The organism is Thalassolituus sp. UBA6592, assembly GCF_002433655.1.
Lineage (GTDB): Bacteria > Pseudomonadota > Gammaproteobacteria > Pseudomonadales > Oceanobacteraceae > Venatoribacter.
The window spans coordinates 1-17,059 of record NZ_DJIO01000077.1; the positions used below are offsets into that span (position 1 = coordinate 1).

The 17,059-nt window shown below is 54.0% G+C and carries 16 protein-coding genes; 9 read left to right on the forward strand and 7 right to left on the reverse strand.

Features of this window, described 5'->3' with window-relative positions:
- Positions 1 to 146: 146 nt before the first annotated feature.
- The 4 genes from B2Z72_RS07635 to B2Z72_RS07650 all read right to left on the reverse strand — a co-directional run bounded on the left by B2Z72_RS07635 (position 147) and on the right by B2Z72_RS07650 (position 3,954).
- Positions 147 to 674, reverse strand: coding sequence for a DUF523 domain-containing protein (locus tag B2Z72_RS07635; protein WP_296981771.1), 528 nt, complete (start codon positions 672 to 674; stop codon positions 147 to 149).
- Positions 671 to 1,567, reverse strand: a complete 897-nt coding sequence (locus tag B2Z72_RS07640) for a methyltransferase domain-containing protein (protein ID WP_296981772.1) — start codon at positions 1,565 to 1,567, stop codon at positions 671 to 673. The genes B2Z72_RS07635 and B2Z72_RS07640 overlap by 4 nt, the downstream gene beginning before the upstream one ends.
- Positions 1,568 to 1,717: 150 nt before the next feature.
- Positions 1,718 to 2,383 carry a VWA domain-containing protein gene (locus B2Z72_RS07645; RefSeq protein WP_296981774.1) on the reverse strand — a complete coding sequence of 222 codons (666 nt, stop codon included), beginning with the start codon at positions 2,381 to 2,383 and terminating at the stop codon, positions 1,718 to 1,720.
- A 17-nt stretch (positions 2,384 to 2,400) separates the two neighbouring features.
- The gene (locus B2Z72_RS07650; protein ID WP_296981776.1) at positions 2,401 to 3,954 is read right to left on the reverse strand and encodes a hypothetical protein; all 1,554 of its coding nucleotides are present in this window, start codon (positions 3,952 to 3,954) and stop codon (positions 2,401 to 2,403) included.
- A 242-nt stretch (positions 3,955 to 4,196) separates the two neighbouring features.
- On the opposite strand from B2Z72_RS07650, the gene B2Z72_RS07655 reads away from it, so the two are divergent.
- The 3 genes from B2Z72_RS07655 (at position 4,197) to B2Z72_RS07665 (ending at position 7,617) form a co-directional block, all read left to right on the forward strand.
- Complete coding sequence (locus B2Z72_RS07655; protein WP_296981778.1) at positions 4,197 to 5,015, forward strand: DNA-binding response regulator; 819 nt, start codon at positions 4,197 to 4,199, stop codon at positions 5,013 to 5,015.
- Between the two features lie 32 nt (positions 5,016 to 5,047).
- Positions 5,048 to 6,703 carry an ATP-binding protein gene (locus B2Z72_RS07660; RefSeq protein ID WP_296981780.1) on the forward strand — a complete coding sequence of 552 codons (1,656 nt, stop codon included), beginning with the start codon at positions 5,048 to 5,050 and terminating at the stop codon, positions 6,701 to 6,703.
- Between the two features lie 203 nt (positions 6,704 to 6,906).
- Positions 6,907 to 7,617: a GGDEF domain-containing protein gene (locus B2Z72_RS07665; RefSeq protein WP_296981781.1), complete on the forward strand. Its 711-nt coding sequence runs from the start codon at positions 6,907 to 6,909 to the stop codon at positions 7,615 to 7,617.
- Between the two features lie 5 nt (positions 7,618 to 7,622).
- Here the strand turns inward: B2Z72_RS07665 and B2Z72_RS07670 are convergent, their stop codons facing one another.
- Entirely contained in the window at positions 7,623 to 8,075 is a 453-nt protein-coding gene (locus B2Z72_RS07670) for a YaiI/YqxD family protein (protein WP_296981783.1), read from the reverse strand.
- Positions 8,076 to 8,309: 234 nt separating this feature from the next.
- Here B2Z72_RS07670 and B2Z72_RS07675 point away from each other — a divergent pair, with 234 nt between their 5' ends.
- Positions 8,310 to 8,969, forward strand: a complete 660-nt coding sequence (locus B2Z72_RS07675) for a DsbA family oxidoreductase (protein ID WP_296981785.1) — start codon at positions 8,310 to 8,312, stop codon at positions 8,967 to 8,969.
- A gap of 72 nt (positions 8,970 to 9,041) precedes the next feature.
- Here the strand turns inward: B2Z72_RS07675 and B2Z72_RS07680 are convergent, their stop codons facing one another.
- Entirely contained in the window at positions 9,042 to 9,914 is an 873-nt protein-coding gene (locus B2Z72_RS07680; protein WP_296981787.1) for a carboxylate/amino acid/amine transporter, read from the reverse strand.
- 11 nt (positions 9,915 to 9,925) lie between these two features.
- Here B2Z72_RS07680 and B2Z72_RS07685 point away from each other — a divergent pair, with 11 nt between their 5' ends.
- The 3 genes from B2Z72_RS07685 to B2Z72_RS07695 all read left to right on the forward strand — a co-directional run bounded on the left by B2Z72_RS07685 (position 9,926) and on the right by B2Z72_RS07695 (position 14,367).
- Complete coding sequence (locus B2Z72_RS07685) at positions 9,926 to 10,417, forward strand: DUF6314 family protein (protein ID WP_296981789.1); 492 nt, start codon at positions 9,926 to 9,928, stop codon at positions 10,415 to 10,417.
- 192 nt (positions 10,418 to 10,609) lie between these two features.
- Positions 10,610 to 12,250, forward strand: a complete 1,641-nt coding sequence (locus B2Z72_RS07690; RefSeq protein ID WP_296981791.1) for a long-chain-fatty-acid--CoA ligase — start codon at positions 10,610 to 10,612, stop codon at positions 12,248 to 12,250.
- Between the two features lie 290 nt (positions 12,251 to 12,540).
- Positions 12,541 to 14,367, forward strand: coding sequence for a 7TM diverse intracellular signaling domain-containing protein (locus tag B2Z72_RS07695; protein WP_297004493.1), 1,827 nt, complete (start codon positions 12,541 to 12,543; stop codon positions 14,365 to 14,367).
- A 30-nt stretch (positions 14,368 to 14,397) separates the two neighbouring features.
- On the opposite strand, the gene B2Z72_RS07700 is transcribed toward B2Z72_RS07695, so the two are convergent.
- Positions 14,398 to 14,919 carry a hypothetical protein gene (locus B2Z72_RS07700; RefSeq protein ID WP_296984129.1) on the reverse strand — a complete coding sequence of 174 codons (522 nt, stop codon included), beginning with the start codon at positions 14,917 to 14,919 and terminating at the stop codon, positions 14,398 to 14,400.
- 473 nt (positions 14,920 to 15,392) lie between these two features.
- On the opposite strand from B2Z72_RS07700, the gene B2Z72_RS07705 reads away from it, so the two are divergent.
- A complete protein-coding gene (locus tag B2Z72_RS07705) occupies positions 15,393 to 15,725 on the forward strand; it encodes a P-II family nitrogen regulator (RefSeq protein WP_296984128.1) in 333 nt (110 codons plus the stop codon).
- A 28-nt stretch (positions 15,726 to 15,753) separates the two neighbouring features.
- Entirely contained in the window at positions 15,754 to 17,004 is a 1,251-nt protein-coding gene (locus B2Z72_RS07710) for an ammonium transporter (RefSeq protein WP_296984127.1), read from the forward strand.
- The last annotated feature ends 55 nt before the right edge of the window (positions 17,005 to 17,059 follow it).

A 17,059-nucleotide genomic window follows, 5' to 3' on the forward strand; every position in this document is an offset into this window, starting at 1 on the left:
AATTTGGTCCACCGAAGGTGCCCGCAGGGGCGAAGGCAGGATGCCGGAGAGACACCAGTAGCGAGCCTGCGAGAGGAAAGCTCGTCAGCACATCCTCCAGCCATTTCTCTCGCTTTATTCATCGCAAACGAAATCCAGAAAAATCCTCAGTCCTGCGAACCAGATATCTGCTGTACCAGAGCCTCCAGTTCAGCAAACTGCTGTGGGGTAAAACAGCGTATGCCATGCTGCTCCAGCAGGGCAGCGGTCACCCCCCGGCCTGCGACCAGAGTGCCGGAGAAGGTTCCGTCATAGATACCGTCAGCGCCACAGGACGGCGAGCGGGCGGCCAGCAGAGCCGCAACTGCGCCGTGTTCCCGGGCTATGGTCAAAGCATTCTGAGCACCCAGTACAAACTCTGCACTGACATCCTGACCATCGCGGGTATGGACAGCCGCGTTGCCATGCAAAACCTCAGTTCCGTCTGCAACGGACGCTGAGGATGTGGTGATAATTTCCGCCGCAGGGCGGGGCGTAGGCAGTCCACCGGCGACTTCCGGGCAGACAGAAACCAGCAGGCCCTGCTGCTGCCATTCATTCAGGCGCTGCTGCGCGTGGTGGACTTTCTGATCGTTGGCTTTGCCGTCATAGCGCACCGGCTGACCGAGCAGGCAGGCACTGACCAGAATTTTCATGCAGGTTCTTCCTCTGAGGCATCGGTTTTACGGGCAAGAAAATGTACATAGCGGCCCAGACGGCGATAAGGCTCCTGTAAACCAAATTCGAGATCTGCCGCGTTTACTTTTTCCTGGGTAATACGTTCGCGGATTTTCTGGTGCATATGATCGTGAACGCAGCGGATACCGCGCCAGCTTTTCACCTGAAAGCCCAGTTGCTGTAACGCCGCTTCGATTTTATCCGGATCAAGCGGATGCTGAGGGGCGTTACCTTCGGCACGTAAACGCTGGTTAGCGGAGGTGGGGGCATGGGTGCGGCCATTCATAATCTGGCGCCACTGGTGCCCGTGAAGGTTATAAAACATCAGCGATAACCAGCCACCGGGTTTTACTTTATCGGCCAGTAACGGCAGTGCGGCAAAGGGATCTTCCAGCCATTCCAGTACGGCGTGGTTCATCACCACATCAAACTGACCGGGAAAGACCTTGTCCGCCTGCTGTAATGAACACAGCTGACAGTTCAGTGGCAGGTTGTCTGCGGCAAATTGGTCCTGTGCCAGCGTCAGCATCTCAGCAGAAATATCACACAGACTGATGTGTGCTCCCTGTTTGGCCAGCTGCAGGCTGAACTGCCCCTGACCACCGCCGATGTCCAGCACCCGGGCGCCAGCAACGGGTACTGCCTGATCGGTAAAATCCTGCTGCAGCGCTGCTAAGCGCAGCTGGCCCTTAGGCGTCGCGTAAATAGTGCGGGCAAAGCGTTTGGCAATATCGTCGAAGTTGCGGTCAGCCTGGGTGGCCGCAGGCTCATAGGGCTGATATTTGGACGGCTTGTCCGCACTTTGCCCGTTTTCTGAGGCGCAATTTTCTGGTGCAGAGTTGTCTGACGTAGGGTTATCTGAGCTGGACATGGTTGCTGGTTATCCGGATATGAAAGGCCATTTTAAGTCAGAGGCTGTTAAATACCAGATACAAAAAAGCCGGGGGAAACCCGGCTGCTGAGCGTGTTGAAAAAGAAGAGGGCAGAGGCGTACAACACGGGTGTAAATCAGAGGTGTACATCAATTAGCAACGATCAGACGCTCCATGCGTTCGAGATCGTTCAGTACCCGCCAGTCTCCGCCGCCTTCGGTGACTCTGTGTTGCCAGTTGTCGAGTCGGTTGAGGTAGTCTCGCGGGTCGATATTATCACTGCGTAACTTAGTGACATTGAGAGCAACGACGTGAATGTTATCCATGCTAATTGGAAAGTCTCGGGTGTAATCATCGGGTAAGTCCTCTTCTAAATCTGAAAAAATAAACACGTATTTTTCACCGGCTCCGGTTTCGTTCAGATATTCCGTGGCCTGCAACATACCGCCGCTGATGTCGGTATTGGCGCTGCCGTATTTCAGCTTGCCGGCGAAATCATCAATCGCCTGTTTAAAGCTGCGCTTCTGCTCGTTGGCGGTGCTCGGGCGCATATCGAAGGTGGCTTTGGCGAGGATGTCTTTCTCGCTGAAAGAGCCGCTGTCGATACGGGCGACCGCCATCGAATCACCGCTGTTCAGATTGGCCAGCAGGTAATTGATAATGGCCTGCGCTTTATGCAGTTCCTGGGTGTAGGTACCTGAGGTATCAATCAACAGGTACACGGCTTTTGTTTCCGGTCTGGCCTCGCCACAGCCACTCAGCGCAAGGCTGAGCGGCAGGGCGGCGGTTAACAGAAGTTTTTTTACGCTGTTCATGGCAATTCTCCTCAGGTTCAGGCGGCTGCCACCGCGCCGTTGTCTGCGTCTTTTTCGGCTGCTTTTGCATTGCCGCGGCTTTTGCGGCTGCGTGCCGGTTTCTCTGCGGCTTCTTCCACACTGACATCCGGAATGGCGTCAGCGACTTCGTCTGTGCTCTGTGAGCGGTGACGCAGGCTGATGACCAGGTGTTCGATGCTCAGCGGTACCATGATCAGCAGGTCATAGGCATGCATCAGCAGCCGGGCACTGTGTTCCAGCAGGTTGCCCAGGGCACGGCTGGCAATGGCTGTGATGCGGATTGCAGCGACTAACAGCAGACCCAGTACCGTACGCAGGGAGTGGATAAACGACTCCAGCGGGATGGCGATAAAGGCCAGCGCGAAAGGCAGTACAAACCCCATCACCATTTGCCCGATGGACGGAATCCAGCGGAACTCCGCGTGGCTTGCCGCTACGCCACTGGCTGCAGCGGTTACACCGGTCAGCGACTGAGTCAGGGCTTCACGGTCCAGTGCCAGCAGATCACGCATATAAGCCAGCGATGCTTCAATACCGGCCAGCACACAGAGGATGGTCAGGCTGATCACCATCATGCGGCGGCGCATTCTGTCATCCATGCTGCTGATCATCGGGAACAGGCGTGTAACCCGCAGCGATTCCAGCAGAAACAGTCCCATGGCAATCTCAATCAGGATGATCACCAGCGCGGCGATATCCGAGGTTTTCAGCGCACCTATGTAGCTGGTGCCACCGACCATTTCCGACATTGGCAGAGCGATCAGCTGGAAGTTGATCAGGCCACCCATTACCGCGATGGTCAGTACCAGTCCTGAGATAAAGAACTGGGTCAGCGAGCTGGATGCCAGACTGCGCACTGCAGCATCTTCACCACGCCGGATTTCTTCAAACTGCGCCATCTGTTTATCCAGCTGATGGGTGCGCTTATCCAGGCCGTCCACAGTGGCCGCAACTTCATCCATTTTGCTGTTCAACGTGCGCCATTCAGGCTGCATTCTGGCCAGCAGTTTGTGGCGTTGCGCGGCACTGTTCTGCCAGGCTTTCAGTGTTTCTTTGTGGGTGTCTTCCACCGCACCTTTAATGTTGTTCAGTACCTTGGCGACTGCCGGATCACCGTGGCTTGGCAGTGCCGCGATGGTATTCACCACCTCACTCCAGGCCGGTGGCAGCGGCGGGTTCTCGCCGGATTCACGGTACGTTTCTTCGATATCGTCAATGGCGGAGGCGATATCACGGTGCAGCGCCGGGTAGCCGGAAAGATCACGGGCAACCAGAGCCTGGATGCGGGTGAATTCCCGTTCGATGCGGCGTTCTGCATCGTTACGCGCTGCGGCCAGCAGCACTTCGCGGTTGCGCTTCACCAGGTGGCGCTCCAGCTGGCTCAGCGAGCGGCTGGTAAGGCGCAGTACGTTGCGCAGTCCTTCGCCGGTTGAGCGCAGCATGTTGTGCGCCGGGCGGCGGCCAAAATAAAGCAGGGTCATTGCCAGCAGCAGCCAGACCGTTGCCGAAACGGCTGTGTTGGCGGACCAGAGTGTCAGTAGTGAGTCCATCTTCCCGTCCTCTTACGTTTGTTTGTCTGTTTGGTCGGGCGGTGCGTTGTGTACCGCCGATGAATACAGATTGACGGAGGCCGGTGAAAAATCGGTGAGAAGAATGTGATATCTGTCGCGTGGGTTACCTGTTGCGGTCTGCCACGACGGAAAGCAGTGTTATGCTCAAAGGCACGGCTGATCAGGCCCTTTTTACAGCACCTTTTGCAGCACCTTCACGGTTTGTGTCGGGAGACCCCTGAATGATCAAGATTTTCTGGGTGGAAGATCAGAGCCACTGGATTGATAAATTCCGCCCTCTGCTGGAACGCACAGACTTTGCCCCGGGGGCGGAAGGGGAGCTTGCGGCTGCACAACACAACCGGCTGGAAGTCTTTAAATTCAGTGAACCGGCCATTAATCGTATTCAGCAGACCGCTGACGACGATGCGCCGCATATCGCCATTCTTGATGCCAATCTGAACGGTAATGACGACGGTGGCTTCAGCGTATCCAAAGCGTTATTGAAAAAGTGGCCGGCACTGCCGATCGTATTTCTGTCGGAACATTCGGGCACGGGCATTGAGCAGAAAGCCTTTGAAGAAGGTGTCACCCAGGATTTTATCGCCAAACATCAGCGCAATATTGACGGCGTTTTACTGTGGCGCATGAAGGCGCTGTTGCGCCAGAGTCTGCAACCGGCGGCGAATAAAAAAGCACAGCTGGTGAGTGGCGATCTGCGTATTGATCTGGTCAGCTGGGAAGTCTGGTGGAAGGGCAACAAACTGATGAATCCGGCCAATGCGGCACGCCCGCTGGCGCCGACGCCGAGGAAAATTCTGCGCTTTCTGGTGGAAGCATCGCCACGTCCGGTAGCCACCATGCAGATGGCGGAATGGCTGGAGGCGGATCTGGAAAAATTTTCCTACGCCAATTATCGCCAGCACATTAAAACCCTGCGTAAATCCCTGGCCCAGGCTCATGGTGATGAAGAGGCATTTATGGCGCTGTGTAAGCAGGGTGAGGCCGTGGTGACCTTTGGTGCAGAGGGAGCGTATTTGTGGAAAGCGCCCAAAGCGTAATTTTTTGACAGTAATAAACAGGTAGCAGCGCGATGACGGAACAGAGCAATAACGATAAATTTTCCTTCCGCATTCATTATCCGTGGCGCACGCTGCTGGCGGTTATTCTGCTGCTGTTTTATGCCCTGTTATTACTGACGCCTGCTTTGGCAGAAACGCTGAATATTCCTCAACGGATGCTGCATCCGTTGTATTTTATCTGTGGGTTTATCGCCTTTTTATTGCTTGCCTGGTTTGATGTTAAACGCTTTTTTTATCAGCAGAAACGGGTGCGGGAAAGTATGCATCAGTTGTGGAGCAGTAAGCGACACCTGCAGGAGCGGGCGCAGACATCGGCCAGCCATACTGACAAACTTAAATTATTCATCAGCGATAAACTGCTGGAATACATCGAGTACGATGAGAAATATCTGCACTTTAAAAGTATTGCCTCAGAAGTGCGACATAACGGCGTTATTTCCTTTGATAAAGTACAGTCGGCGCTGACTTATGCTCAGGGGCACAGTCTGCCGGACGAATCCGGCACCGGTGCCAATGCCAGAATGTATCAGGAAGCGCTGAGCGGTATGCGCTATTTATGGGATCTGCTGGATCTGTCCACCACAGATAATATGGCACTGCACATCGGTGCTTACGTCAGTCGCTGCGAAGAGCTGTTATTTGAAGCGGAACTGCAGGGGCAGGACGCCAGCAGTATGCCGGTTGCTCCCGCGTTTGATCCGCGCCAGGCGTTAATCGATACCCTGATACTGCATCTTGGCGTCACCCTGTGTGATGAACAGGGGAATCCCGACCCGCAGGTGTTATTCAGTCTGAACAGCACAGCTGAAAATCCGGCCAGGTCAGGTGAGTCATCTGCTGTGATTCTGACCGACACAGACGGCTTGTACCGCATCGAAATTCAGCCCTGTGAATCCTTGCTGGGTAATACCAATCATCTGATTCTGTTACTGGAAAACCTGATTAAAAATGCCCAGTTTTTTGCTACTAAGCGCAAATATAAAAGTCCGTTTGCGCCGATATCTGTGCGTCTGTGGGAAGCCCGTCAGTGCCTGTGTATGACCATTTACAACCGCGGCCCACACATTGATTACGAAACCAAAGATCAGATTTTTAAACTGGGCTTTTCTACCCGCAGGGTACAGGAACATCACGGCAAAGGTCTGGGCCTGTATTTTGCCCAGCAGATCACCCAGGGCTTTGACGGTGACATAGGTTTCGACAATATTGCCAACCAGCCGGGACAGTATCACCTGCGTCTGCAGCTGGCGTCCGGTGCGGTGCAGAATATGAATGTGGATATTGTCTGTGACGATAACGAGGCACCGCTGGTGCTGATAAGTGGTGACTCTCATGTGCCGCAGAAATCGGTGGATATTGAACTGAGCAGTACACTGATCAATATCGAACTGCACATGACCGGCGATCAGCAGGTTTACCGTTTCGATATTGATGGTGAACGTAAGACGTTGTTTGATCCAGCCGACCCGTCCCATCCGCAATGGATGATCAAGGTATCCAGGCGTAAAGCGGATCAGCTGACGTTTACCCCACTGGACATCCGCGGCGTGCAGTTCAGTGTGCGCCTGCCAACCCTGAGCGGGCGCATTGATGGGGTTTCCGCTTCAGCTGGTGCGCCGCAACTGGACGAGCTGGATGCTGGTTTCCGCAGTCCGGATGATTTCTGAATAAACGGTGACAGGCGCCGGATATCTGTCGCTGAGCAGAGGCTAAGGCGCTGTTTTTCCAGAGAAATCTGCTAAACAGCGGATACGCGATCAAAACGAATGGTGACAAAGTAACTGGTGAAGGCAGGTTACTATTCATCGTCTAAACTTAGTTTTGTATCTCCCGCTATTTATTTTTAACCAGCCAATAACAGTCATCATTTATGCACAGCAGGAAGACAGTAACGGCACCGGAATGCCCGGTCGGTGAATCACATTGTACTGTGATCAACGAAGTGATCGCCCTGCGTGAGCAGGTGGTCACCGACCCGCTGACCGGCCTGTATAACCTCCGCTATTTCCATCAGGCGCTTGAGCAGGAGCTGGAACGTACCGAACGTACCCGCATTGCTACCGCAGTGATGATGATTGATCTGGATTTTTTCAAGCAGATTAACGACACCTGGGGTCATGAGGCCGGTAATGATGTTCTGACGTCGGTTGCCGCGATTATCCGTGCCAGCACCCGCCGTCTGGATATTCAGTGCCGCTATGGCGGTGAGGAATTTGTCGTTATTCTGCCGTCCACTGAACGCCGTCTGGCGGTACAGGTGGCTGAGCGCTTACGCGAGAACATCGACGCGGCTGAAGTTGAGACAGCCGGACAAACGCTAACGGTCACCGCCAGTATCGGGCTGGCATTTCATAACGCCGATAACCCGGACAACGCCTCCGGGCTGGTGGCCAGCGCCGATCATTTTCTCTACAAAGCCAAACGCGAGGGGCGTAACCGCGTCTGCTATCCGGCGTTTGAAAGCGAAGAAGTGATTGTCTGCGGTGAAGAGCGTCAGGCGCTGGGGTCTATGTTTGCTGATCAGACTGACAACGACGAAGAAGTTTTCGAAGGCGACTGGTCCGAATCTGACTGGTCCTGATCTGCTCAGCGTTTCTGTTTCGCCAGCCAGCGATCCAGCGCATTGGCGAACTGCGCTTTATCCCGGTCGGAAAACGCCGCATGACCACCACTCTGCACACCACTGGAGCGCAGGGTCTCCATAAAGTCACGCATCTGCAGCTTCTGTTTGATGGTCTGTGGGTTGTAAGGCTCACCACGATTGTTAATTGCTGACGCGCCTTTTTCCATTACTTCTGCAGCCAGCGGAATATCCTGAGTAATGACCATATCCGCCGGGTCACAACGCTGAGCGATCAGGTTATCGGCAACATCGAAACCGCTTTCCACCTGCAGGCAGCGAATGTGCGGTGAGGGTGTTACCGGTACTCTGTGATTGGCGACAAAAATCGTTTCGGTAGCGGTACGGATAGCCGCTTTGCAGATGACTTCGCGCACCGCTTTCGGCGTGGCGTCGGCATCGACCCAGATAACAGGCATAGACTTGCTTCCTTGAGGGATAGCCAGGACAAAGGTTCAGGCGGCTATCTTACACTTACCTGCTGCATACTTCCTTGTTTGACGTTTATTACCTGGCTGTTTGTTTTTTCTGTGTGTGCCCCACAGGCTGAACGCTCTGTTCGGCTTTAACAGCCAGCGGAATGCGTTCGTTAACTTGCCACAGGGTGCAGCGCATCCGCATACTGCACTGCAAAGTATTTACCGGTGTTGATTATGCGAACTGCCATTCATATTGATGTTGTCTCCGATGTTATGTGCCCCTGGTGTGCGATTGCCTTTGCCAGTCTGAACCGTGCACTGGAAGCCATGGATGAACAGGTATCCGCTTACATCCGTTTTCAGCCATTTGAGCTGAACCCGGAGATGGCAGCGGAAGGGCAGAATCTGCGGGAACACCTTAAAGAAAAATACGGCAGCACGGATGAAGAATCCGCCAATGCCCGCGCTCATATTGAGCAGATGGGTGAGCAGCTCGGATTTGAATTTAATTTCCGCGACGATACCCGTATGTACAACACCTTTAATGCCCAGCAGTTACTGCATTGGGCCGAAAGTGAAGGCAAACAACCGCAACTGAAAGCGGCGTTATTTGAAGCCTATTTCCGTGATGGTCGTGATGTCAGTGATGTGCAGGTATTGCTGGATGTGGCTGCGGCAACCGGGCTGGATAAGCAGGAAGCTGAAGCGGTTATCGCCGATCAGCGTTTTGCTGAAACCGTGCGGGCACTGGAGCAGCAGTGGCAGGAAATGGGCGTGCATTCGGTGCCTGCCGTGATTCTGCAGGAGAAATATCTGCTCAGCGGTGCCCAGGCGCCTGACGCCTATGTAAAGGCCATCAGCCAGCTGATTCTGGAACAGCAGAGCGCAGAATAATGCCCGCCAGAGTGTTATTGGCCTGGGCTGCTCTGACCGGAATTCTTGTCTGAGCTGCTGTTATCCGGTCGCTCAGCCGCGGGCTTCCTGCTGCTTTGCGCTGCGGCGGCTGACGATCAATAACGCCGCCATCATAATCCCGGCACCAACAGCCAGACGCAGCACGTCAGTGTCGCGGTTCCAGATCAGCAGATTGACCAGCAAACCGGCCGGAATCAGCGCGTTATTCATAATCGCCAGCTGACCGCTGCTGACTTTGGTCGCGCCCAGATTCCACAGAAAGTATCCCAGACCCGATGCCGCAATGCTCAGCCAGATCAGCACACCCCACTGCAGTTGCGAGGTCGGGTATTGATCGCCGCCTAACAACAGCCAGGCAGGTAACACCAGCAGCAGAGCACCGATATAAAACCAGCCGAAGGTCTGGTGCTGAACGATAGGGCGCGATGACGGCCAGGTTTCGATCAGGCGTTTATACAGCACCTGCCCACCGGCAAAACACAGGTTAGTGGCCTGTACCAACAGAAAGCCTGCCCAGAATTCGTCACTCAGCTGGTTGTAGCGCATCACTGCCGCACCGATAATGGCCAGCGCCGCTGACAGCAGATAGCGGGAGTGAAAACGCCCGGCCATCAGGTCATAAATGAGCGTGACGTAGACCGGCGTAAAGATGGTAAAAATCAGCACTTCCGGTACGCTCAGCAGTAGAAACGACTGATAATAAAACAGATACATCAGCCCCAGCTGAATGGCGCCGATGGCCATAATGCGCAGCGCCAGCGCCGGTGCAATCGGGTTGCGGATAACCAATGGCAGAAACACCAGAGTAGCCAGAGCAACCCGGGTCAGTACCGAAAAATAGCTGTCCACCTGGCCGGCCAGGTAAACACCGATCAGGCTGAAGGAAAAGGCCCACAGCAGGGTCACACCCCAGAGAATTGGCATAAGCGGGAATCATGAAGTCAGAAACAGACAGCAGCATGCAGCAAACCTCAGACCGAATCCAGCAACTGTGGCAGCGCCTGCAGACTGTTGGTGGATTTTCATACAGATCCTCACCCGGACCGGCGTCAAAGACCGGCTGGTTCGGTGGCGGGGAAGGTAAGGTTGAGGTGCGGGTGATCAGTGACAGCGAGCTGCACTACATCGAGACCGGGACTTTTACTCTGGATGGCCAGCAGCCAGTGGATATGTATAACACCTACATATGGCAGAAAAGCGCGCAGGGCATTCGTCTGTCCCATGGTCGCCGCGGTGAGCCGGTCTTTTTGTTTGAGCTTACAGTGGCAGAAGAGGACGGACTGTGGCGCAGCGTGGAAGCCCATGTCTGTATTGATGATCTGTATTCCGGCGAGCTGCAGGAAAGCGCTGAGGGCTTCACTCTGCAATGGACGATTACCGGCCCGAAAAAAGACGAACATCTGCTGTATCACTACCGGATTGTCTGACGTCAGCAGGCGGGAATATTCTGCAAATCACTGTGCCGGCCAAAACTCAGCACTTTTTCGATCTTTGTTGGCACCTTCGGCACCAGAGTCTCTGAAAGTGACATTTCTTAACACTTCGGCCTATTGAGATCGCCGTGGCGACATCTTATGTTGGTATCAGGAAAATAAATATAACAACCTGAGGATACATCTATGTCCGGCCAACCCCTTATCGGCCAGATGATGGAGCGCCCGTTGCTGGTGTCTGCACTTCTGGAGCATGCTGAATCCACCCACGCGACCAGCGAAATCGTCAGCCGCCGCTGTGAAGGTGATATTCATCGTTACACCATCAAAGATGCCGCCGTACGTGCCCGTAAGCTGGCGAATCTGCTGAGTCGTTTTGGTGTACAGCAGGGCGACCGCATAGCCACGCTGGCGTGGAACGGCTACCGCCATTGGGAGCTGTACTATGGCGTATCCGGTTACGGTGCCGTACTGCATACCATCAACCCGCGCTTATTTGCTGAGCAGCTGGTGTACATCATCAATCACGCTGAAGACCGCTATCTGTTCGTTGACCTGACCTTTGTCCCTCTGCTGGAAAAAATTCAGGACCAGATCAGCCGCATTGAGGGCTTCGTTATCCTCTGTGACGAAGACAAAATGCCGGATACCAGCCTGCCCAATGCTCTGTGTTATGAAACCCTGCTGGCCAATGAGCCGGACGATTTTAGCTGGCCGGAGTTTGATGAACGCGCCGCTGCCAGTATGTGTTACACCTCAGGCACCACAGGCAATCCGAAAGGGGTGCTGTATTCCCACCGTTCGACTGTGTTGCATGCCATGGCGTCGATAGGTGAAGAAGCGCTGGGTCTGGCATCGACTTCCTGTTTCCTGCCAGTAGTGCCGATGTTCCACGTTAACGCCTGGGGCACGCCTTATTCCGCTGCGATTACTGGTGCCAAGCAGGTATTCCCCGGGCCGGGAATGGACGGAGCCTCGTTGTGGGAACTGATCGATGCCGAGAAGCCGGACCTGATGCTGGGGGTGCCGACCGTATGGCTGATGCTGCTCAATCATATGGACAGTATTGGTAAGAAGCTGGAGTCGGTAAAGAATGTTGTGGTAGGCGGCTCCGCGGCGCCGATGTCGATGATCCGCGACTTCAACGAGAAACACGATGCTTTCCTGATTCACGCCTGGGGCATGACCGAAATGAGCCCGATCGGCACGGTGAATTCACATAATATCCATACCGAATCCCTGCCACTGGAAGAACGTTACAAGCTGCAGGCCAAACAGGGGCGTCCTGTATATGGCGTGGAGATGAAGATCGTCGATGACGACAACAATACGCTGCCTCAGGACGGGGTGGCGCGCGGACGCCTGCTGGTGCGAGGCCCCTGGATTGTAAGTGGTTACTACAACAACGATGACCGCAGCAGCTTTATCGATGGCTGGTTCGACACCGGCGACGTCGCCACCATTGATGAGAACAATTACCTCACGCTGGTGGACCGTTCCAAGGATGTGATCAAGTCCGGTGGTGAGTGGATCAGCTCCATCGATCTGGAAAACGCCGCAGTCGGCCATCCGGAGCTGGCGGAGTGCTGTGTGATTGCTGCACGCCACGACAAATGGGCCGAGCGTCCGGTGCTGCTGGCGGTGCGCAACGAAGGCGCAGGCGTTGATGAAGCCGGGGTACTGAAGTATCTGGAAGATAAGGTCGCCAAATGGTGGCTGCCGGATGCTGTGGTGTTTGTCGATTCACTGCCGCATACCGCTACCGGCAAATTGCTGAAGGTGGACCTGCGCAAAACCTATGAAAATTATCTGCTGGAAAAAGTGTGAGAATCCGGCGCAAATTGTCGACACTGACGTGTGTAATAACGACCTGCCTTACCTTCCGGTAAGGCGGTCATCCCTCCTGAATATGAGACCTGGTCGGCCTTTTCAGCGGTTCGGCCATGCCAGATATGGCAGATTACATTCTGATACAACAGAATAACCAATTAGTTAACGACGGCGTGTTTTGTCGACTTATACTGATACCATACTTTCTTATGAATCCTGAATCGCTTTAATAACGAAGGTGCCGGTTCCGGATCCCGCACATTTTATATTCCTTTCTGGGGGTTTCATTGACCATTCGGCTGATCCTTATGCTGTTGGCCTGTGTTTGCAGCACGGGCAGTTTTGCCCTGGCGGCAGAGAACATTACCCCGGTCACTCTCGACCCTGCGCAAGGGCAGGTACCGGTTCAGCCGTCACTGACTCTGCTGCGTGATCCCACGTCAGCGCTGACGCTGGATGACGTGATGGCAGCCTCTGCGGATTTTCATCCGTTGCAGGGAAAAGAGAAATCGATGAATTTCGGTTACGTGCGCGATGTTCTGTGGCTGCGTCTGCCGCTTCAATCTCTGAGTACTGAAGAGCAGCGCTGGCTGCTGGAATTCGAGTTCGCCTATCTGGATGATATCCGCGTGTTTGTGGTACATGACGATCACCGTACACAGATGAAAGCCGGTTTGTCTTATCCGGTTGGTGAATGGGAAATTGTTGCGCGTAAGCCGGTTTTCCCGGTGCAGCTGGATGCTGGTGAAGACGTCACCGTGTATATCCGCGCGGAAAGTGAAGCACCGCTGGTGCTCAACATGCGTATGTCCACCCCGAACGCTTTCAATCTCAGCGAAAACCGGGTTGTGGCTTTTCTGGCGCTCTACTTCGGTATGCTGGTGGCGCTGGGCCTGTACAACCTGTTGCTGTTTATTACGCTGCGCCAGCGCGAATTTCTGATTTATACCTGTTTTGTTCTTACCTTCGGCATCGCGGCATCGCATATGAACGGTGTAGCCCAGCTGACGTTAAGCCAGTTCAGTGTGCATTCTCCTTATATGGTACCCACGGGCTTTGCCCTGGCAGCAACGCTGGCGGTGTTGTTTGCCCGGCGTTTTCTGTGGCTGCGCGACACCCTGCCAATGTGGCACAGGGCGCTAGGTTTTATCGCCGTTCTGTGGGCTCTTGGCACTCTGGTCACCCAGCTGGTGAGCCCGCAGCGGGCACTGGAAATTATGTCCATTATGGGGGTGCTGACGACCATTTCACTGATGTCCGCCGGTATCGTTGCCATGCGACGCAAGGTTCCGGCAGCCGGAATTTTTGTGTTTGCCTGGACACTGCTGCTGTTGGGCACCTCCATGCTGGCCATCCGCAACACCGGCTGGCTGCCTTCGAATTCTCTGACCGTTTATGGCATGCAGTTCGGATCGGCAACCGAGATGCTGCTGTTGTCTTTTGCGCTGGCGGCGCGCTTTACGGATATGAAACGGCAGAAAGAAAAAGCTCAGCAGGAGCTGGTACGCACTCTGGTACGTCAGGAGCGGGAACTGGAAGACCGGGTTGCACGCCGTACCCGTGAGCTGGAGGAAGCAAAAGCCCGGCTGCAGCAGATTGTGCATAAAGATATTCTCACCGGCTTACCGAACCGCTCTGGTCTGGCTGCGTATTTTGCCGAGTTTCGTGAAAAAGCCGATGCACGTCAGCCGGTGGCGGTGATGCTGATTGACCTGGATGGCTTTAAACCGGTGAATGATGAATTCGGCCATGATGCCGGGGATGATCTGCTGCGCGATATCGCCAGACATCTGCAGGGTGCGCTGGCCGGTGATGAAGGCATTATCGGCCGCCTCGGTGGCGACGAATTCGTGGTGCTGCTTACTGGCTTTGCTGAGCGCAGCGAAGTTACCGACCGCGCCAATGATATTCTGCGTGCTATTGCTGCCGCTAAAGTCACCCGCGATGGAGTCAGTGTCAGCGTTGCCGCCAGTATTGGTATCTGTTTCGGTTACGGTGCGGATGTCAGTCTGAAGAGTCTGGTAACCCGGGCGGACCATGCCATGTACGAAGTTAAACGCAGTGGCAAGCAGGGAATATTTGTCAGTAAAGAGGACGCCGAACTGGCGCTGTAAGCGCGATGTCGATTACGCCTGTATGATCGCTCAGCAGGAGCGGCGTAACAGAGTGGTTTGTGACCAGACATCCGGAGTAAAAGCATGACTGAATCCCTGAGCTGACAGCACAGACGACTGAGGTGAATCCAGCAGCGTCAGTTCAGATGGGCGATGCAGGGAAATATGGCGCAGGAAAGGATGGCCATCCGCTAACCAGTTCAGCATCTGATCGATGTCCGGCAGATCCGCCGACGTCAGACGTTCCAGAATAACTTTTGCCTGACCGTCACAGCGTATGCCGTGGCGCAGCTGCTCATCCCGTTCTTCACCAAAACAGAACATGCGTGGGAAAGGTCCTTCCAGTACCCCGGCTTTCAGCTGGGTGCGCAGATCTTCCTGCTGACAGCCCGCCAGAGTGCCTGCCATGCCAAAATCCGGGGCCCAGGCCCACAGACTGCCTACCACGCTGTCATCGGAGCTTTCGGCAACCGTTGCCAGCCATACCGGGCTGAAGGCCCGCAGCCATTTCACCACCTGAGTAAGAACGTCGGCATTGGATGGAGTCATCATAGATCGTTTCCGTTGCAGCAAATGAATTTAACAGGGAGAAACAAGTGTTCGGTGAGGCAAAATGCACTCAACACAGGTGAAGGGGCAATACATTGGTCGTTGCCCATATTTGACCCTTCAGGGCTGATATTTCAGCTTCGCCAGCCCCGGTGCACCGAATTGCGGCACAATTGCAGCACAACAGGCCAGTGGTTTTACGTAATTCTAATAGATTGCGCCAGTAGAGCCACAAATAAAAGCCCCCAGCCCAGACATTTTTCTCATATTAACCACCATTTGACCGATTACTGAAGGTTTTTTCGCACAACGGGAGTGCCAACAGGATTTTTTGGTGCGCGTTTATTGTGCGCAAATAGCCGGAATATGCCGATTTCAGTTTGTAAGTATTTGATTTTCATGACTTTTAATAATTTGGCATGAAAATTACATTCCTGAGAGGAAAGTTTATTTCATCAGATGCCCCGGGAGGGCGTATGAAACTGATTCAGGCGGTGATCCGGCCTTCGGCATTAAACACTTTGCGTGCGGCACTGACAGCCATGGGGATAGGCGGGCTCAGTATCGCTGACTCCGCTGCCTGTGAATGGACCCCGGGTGATGAGCAGCCGGGCGTGATTCACCATGATGTTTTTCAGCCGAATATGCGTATTGAGCTGGCGGTAGTCGATGGCGATCTGGAACGGGCCATTGAAGCCATCTCTGATGCTGTGCGCGGAGAAAAACTGCAGGATGGAAAAATATTTGTTGTCAATCTGGCGCAGGCGCGCCGTATCCGTACCGGAGAGACGGACGATAAAGCGATTTAAAAACGATTAAATAACAACGGAGTAAATCATGTTAGCGACAGAAATCGCATACGCGTTAGATACGTTTTATTTTCTGATGTGTGCTGCACTGGTGATGTGGATGGCAGCGGGTTTTGCCATGCTCGAATCCGGTCTGGTACGGTCAAAAAACACCGTCGAGATTCTGAACAAAAATGCCTTGCTGTATGGCATTGCCTGCATCGTTTATCTCGCCGTGGGTTACAACATTATGTATCCGGCAAACCCGGTCAGTTCGGTAATCCCGGGTCTGGATTTCCTGCTTGGTGCTGATAACACCACAGAAGCGGTGTTGGCAGGAGGTGATGACGCACCGTATTACTCCAGCATGGCGGACTTTATTTTCCAGGCGGTATTTGCCGCTGCGACTATGTCGATTGTTTCCGGTGCAGTGGCTGAACGTATGCGTCTGTGGCCATTCCTGATTTTCGCCATTGTGATGGTCGCCGTTATTTATCCGGTAGAGGGTTACTGGAAATGGGGTGGTGGTTTCCTCGACCAGTTGGGCTTTCAGGATTTCGCCGGCTCCGTTGTTGTGCATATGGCAGGTGCATCTGCTGCTCTGGCGGCAGTGATTCTGGTTGGTGCGCGTAAAGGTAAATTTGGTCCACACGGCGAAGTTCGCGCTATTCCTGGTGCTAACCTGCCGATGGCCACGCTGGGTATGTTTATTCTGTGGATGGGCTGGTTCGGATTTAACGGCGGCTCAGAACTGAAAATCGCCAATGTCGAAGAAGCCAACGCCGTGGCTAAAATTTTCGTTAATACCAACGCCGCTGCAGCGGGCGGTATGGTGGTTGCTGCATTACTGGCGCGCTTTATGTTCGGTAAAACCGACCTGACCATGACCATCAACGGTGCTCTGGCCGGTCTGGTATCCATCACGGCTGAGCCGCTGGCACCGGGTGCTGGTCTGTCGACCATTATTGGTGGTATTGGCGGTATTGTTGTTGTGCTGTCTGTGGTGGCACTGGATAAGCTGAAACTCGATGATCCGGTGGGTGCTATTTCTGTTCACGGTACTGCAGGTATCTGGGGTATTTTCGCAGTTCTGCTGAGTAATGAGGATGCGACCTTTATGGGTCAGCTGATCGGTACGGTTGCAACCTTTGCCTGGATGTTTATTGCGTCGTTCGTGGTGTTGCTGATTATCAAAAAGACCATCGGACTGCGTGTCTCTGAACATGAAGAACTGGTGGGCATGGATATGGAAGAATGTGGTATGTCCGCCTATCCGGAATTTGTACAGGGCCGGGACTGAACATCGTCGCGGTTGTGTACGACAGACGTTTTAATAAAACCTGCCGGATAAAAGC

Excerpts from the sequence above, each read along its gene's own strand:
- B2Z72_RS07635 (WP_296981771.1), bottom strand. The coding sequence starts at position 674 with ATGAAAATTCTGGTCAGTGCCTGCCTGCTCGGTCAGCCGGTGCGCTAT.
- B2Z72_RS07640 (WP_296981772.1), bottom strand. The coding sequence starts at position 1,567 with ATGTCCAGCTCAGATAACCCTACGTCAGACAACTCTGCACCAGAAAAT.
- B2Z72_RS07645 (WP_296981774.1), bottom strand. The coding sequence starts at position 2,383 with ATGAACAGCGTAAAAAAACTTCTGTTAACCGCCGCCCTGCCGCTCAGC.
- B2Z72_RS07650 (WP_296981776.1), bottom strand. The coding sequence starts at position 3,954 with ATGGACTCACTACTGACACTCTGGTCCGCCAACACAGCCGTTTCGGCA.
- B2Z72_RS07655 (WP_296981778.1), top strand. The coding sequence starts at position 4,197 with ATGATCAAGATTTTCTGGGTGGAAGATCAGAGCCACTGGATTGATAAA.
- B2Z72_RS07660 (WP_296981780.1), top strand. The coding sequence starts at position 5,048 with ATGACGGAACAGAGCAATAACGATAAATTTTCCTTCCGCATTCATTAT.
- B2Z72_RS07665 (WP_296981781.1), top strand. The coding sequence starts at position 6,907 with ATGCACAGCAGGAAGACAGTAACGGCACCGGAATGCCCGGTCGGTGAA.
- B2Z72_RS07670 (WP_296981783.1), bottom strand. The coding sequence starts at position 8,075 with ATGCCTGTTATCTGGGTCGATGCCGACGCCACGCCGAAAGCGGTGCGC.
- B2Z72_RS07675 (WP_296981785.1), top strand. The coding sequence starts at position 8,310 with ATGCGAACTGCCATTCATATTGATGTTGTCTCCGATGTTATGTGCCCC.
- B2Z72_RS07680 (WP_296981787.1), bottom strand. The coding sequence starts at position 9,914 with ATGCCAATTCTCTGGGGTGTGACCCTGCTGTGGGCCTTTTCCTTCAGC.
- B2Z72_RS07685 (WP_296981789.1), top strand. The coding sequence starts at position 9,926 with ATGAAGTCAGAAACAGACAGCAGCATGCAGCAAACCTCAGACCGAATC.
- B2Z72_RS07690 (WP_296981791.1), top strand. The coding sequence starts at position 10,610 with ATGTCCGGCCAACCCCTTATCGGCCAGATGATGGAGCGCCCGTTGCTG.
- B2Z72_RS07700 (WP_296984129.1), bottom strand. The coding sequence starts at position 14,919 with ATGATGACTCCATCCAATGCCGACGTTCTTACTCAGGTGGTGAAATGG.
- B2Z72_RS07705 (WP_296984128.1), top strand. The coding sequence starts at position 15,393 with ATGAAACTGATTCAGGCGGTGATCCGGCCTTCGGCATTAAACACTTTG.
- B2Z72_RS07710 (WP_296984127.1), top strand. The coding sequence starts at position 15,754 with ATGTTAGCGACAGAAATCGCATACGCGTTAGATACGTTTTATTTTCTG.